We start from the raw sequence: 2,698 nt of genomic DNA on the forward strand, positions 1-2,698 counted from the left end.
AGATGTGTATAAGAGACAGGAGTGGGGAGTGGGGAGTGGGGAGATGATGATCGCTTACGGTTCACTGAAGGACGACGCAGCGCTACACTAGTAAACGTTCTGCGATCGCGGTTGCGACTCGCCTTCACTACTAAGCTGTCTATGCCAAGATCTCAACGCAACGACAACTTCATTGACAAAAGCTTTACGGTCATGGCTGACCTGATTCTGAAGCTGATGCCAGCGACTCAGAGAGAAAAGGAAGCCTTTGCTTATTATCGGGATGGCATGTCTGCTCAGGCGGATGGTGAGTACGCCGAAGCTTTAGAGAACTATTACGAAGCTTTGAAGTTGGAGGATGATGAGTACGATCGCAGTTATATCCTCTACAACATTGGTTTGATTCATGCCAGTAATGGTGAACACGATCGGGCGTTGGAATACTACCATCAGGCGATCGAACTGAATCCCCGGCTACCGCAAGCCTTGAACAATATTGCGGTGATTTATCACTACAAAGGTGATAAAGCCAAAGAAGAGGGGCAGGACGAAGAAGCGAATGGCTGGTATGACCAGGCGGCCGAGTTTTGGAAGCGGGCAATTCGGATTGCTCCCAACAATTACATTGAGGCTCAGAACTGGCTGAAAACCACTGGGCGATCGCAAATTGATGCGTTTTTCTAGAGGTTTGTAGGATGATTGACCGTGACCAAGTGCATAAAGTGGCTCATTTAGCTCGATTGGAACTATCAGCCGCCGAAGAAGAGCAATTTACAACGCAACTCAATAGCATTTTGGATTATTTCCAGCAATTGAGCGAATTAGATGTCAGTGATGTCCAGCCGACATTTCGAGCCATCGATGCGAGTAATATTACCCGTCCCGATCGTCTGGAAGCTTACCCCGATCGTGATGCCATTTTGACCTGTGCCCCCGATCGTGACGACAACTTTTTCAAAGTACCGAAAATTGTCAATACCGATTAATTCTGGTTAGGAAAATTGTTTTGTTTGGGATATGGGCAAATTTCTGCCGATCGCAGCCTTACGGGTTAAAAAATCTGCTTGTCTGGGTAATCTCTAGAAGCGTAGACACTCTTTTGTAGAGGCAAATTTTTCAATCAATCAAAAATCAGTGGTTTGATCTAAACAGAAATCTGCCTCTACTGGATTGTTTTAGTTAGGAGAAATCCCCTATCATTTGTCATCGCTCTATTCACCAAGTTTGATTACTGATTAGCACTTCATTTACCTGATTTAACTAATACGAAATTCGCAACCTTCAGTGCCGTCACCTCATTGCCTCAACCGGATTTCGTATAACTTGCAGAGCCACGATCGAACTCCGGATGCTCACAACTTGCCATTTTCAGTGCCCGAGTCCCCATCGTTCATAGCACCTCACCCACCTCACCGAGTTCATCAGTTAGGATGGACGATAACCGATCTAACCTCGCTCCCCGCTGATTCCTGAACTTTTGTAAAACGGTAGGACAGCCGTCTGCTAGAGTCGAGTTTCTAGTCGTAAGATCCATAGAACGTAGGCAGAACGCCTGTCTTCCAGATGAACTTGGGAACGCTCTGAACCAGTTCCTACGGAATATTAGTTTCGATGAAACCGTCACTCTATTGCCCGGTCTGCTCTCGCCCGATCGTCGATTTTCACTACAGCGCTCCGATGGTGACTTGTTTCTCCTGTGAGCAGCGCTATGGCGTAGTATCGGGCAAACTCTCAAATCGGTCTTCAATTTATGAAGTCCTGCTCTACCTGACTGCTAAATTGCCTCGCCTATACAAGCGGTACTATACCTTTCAAATCACGACACCAGAACGAACGCTCAAACGCCTGCAATTTTCGGTATCTGGCAAAGCCGATCGGGTTCCCGTTCACTCGGGGGATATTGTCTCTGTCCTGTATACGCTCCAGGGCTACGTGATGAAGAAATTGGTGGCGATTACCAATCACACGACGGGCAAAAGTTATGTGTTGGATAGTCCCATTCCCAGCCCGAGTTACTTGACCGTGACGATCGGCTCGCTCACCCTGGGGACGATTGTGCTGGCAGTATTGTCCGGTGCCAATATGTTGCTCATCACCGGCTTGAGTGCCTTAGGAATTGTGCTGTACTTAAAAACCGCCAATATTGCCCACCTGACTACCCCAATCCTGAGCAGTGAAATGCGGGAGGGCAGACGGTTGCTTGCCGATCAACGGCTGATGGCGCAAAAACGGCGAATCGAGACGCGGATTGATGAACTGCATCACGAATGCAAGTCGAATCAGGTGTTAATTGAGCAGGTTGAACGCTTGCAGCAGAAGATGGCTCAGGTCGATCAAACTCTCTACTCGGCTCGGATCTATCGAGCGACCTCGGCGGTGAAAATTTTGAAGCAGCAGATTACCAACAGTCATCGCTTGATCCGGGAGTATGAACGCACTGCCAAGATGGTGGAAATTGAAGTCGATACTTCCTGGATTGCCGATCAACTGCCTGATGCCGAAAATTTTACCTTACGGATTTTCGAGCGCCTGGAAGAACTAAAAACGATTGAAGACCAAAACCAACAACTTAAACTGCAACTTGCGGCTTACGAAGAAGTCAACTACCAGGGCATCCCCGAATACCGAGAAGTCTAACGCCATCTCCCCATCTCCCTATCTCCCCATCTCCCTATCTCCCCATCTCCCCATCTCCCCATCCTGTCTCTTATACACATCT

At 47.9% G+C, this 2,698-nt stretch carries 3 protein-coding genes; all 3 read left to right on the forward strand.

The genetic code is table 11. The annotated features are described in order from the left end of the window. Positions 1-141 precede the first annotated feature (141 nt). Positions 142-663 (forward strand): photosystem I assembly protein Ycf3, encoded by a 522-nt coding sequence (locus tag ACN4EK_RS32340; RefSeq protein ID WP_431662553.1) that lies wholly within the window; start codon positions 142-144, stop codon positions 661-663. A gap of 11 nt (positions 664-674) precedes the next feature. After that, the gene (gatC, locus tag ACN4EK_RS32345; protein ID WP_431662554.1) at positions 675-965 is read left to right on the forward strand and encodes an Asp-tRNA(Asn)/Glu-tRNA(Gln) amidotransferase subunit GatC; all 291 of its coding nucleotides are present in this window, start codon (positions 675-677) and stop codon (positions 963-965) included. A 625-nt stretch (positions 966-1,590) separates the two neighbouring features. Continuing rightward, on the forward strand, positions 1,591-2,616 hold the full coding sequence (locus tag ACN4EK_RS32350) for a hypothetical protein (protein WP_431662555.1): 1,026 nt from the start codon (positions 1,591-1,593) through the stop codon (positions 2,614-2,616). Positions 2,617-2,698 lie beyond the last annotated feature (82 nt).

It is taken from the genome of Pantanalinema rosaneae CENA516, assembly GCF_050753385.1.
In the GTDB taxonomy this organism is placed as follows: domain Bacteria; phylum Cyanobacteriota; class Cyanobacteriia; order Leptolyngbyales; family Leptolyngbyaceae; genus Pantanalinema; species Pantanalinema rosaneae.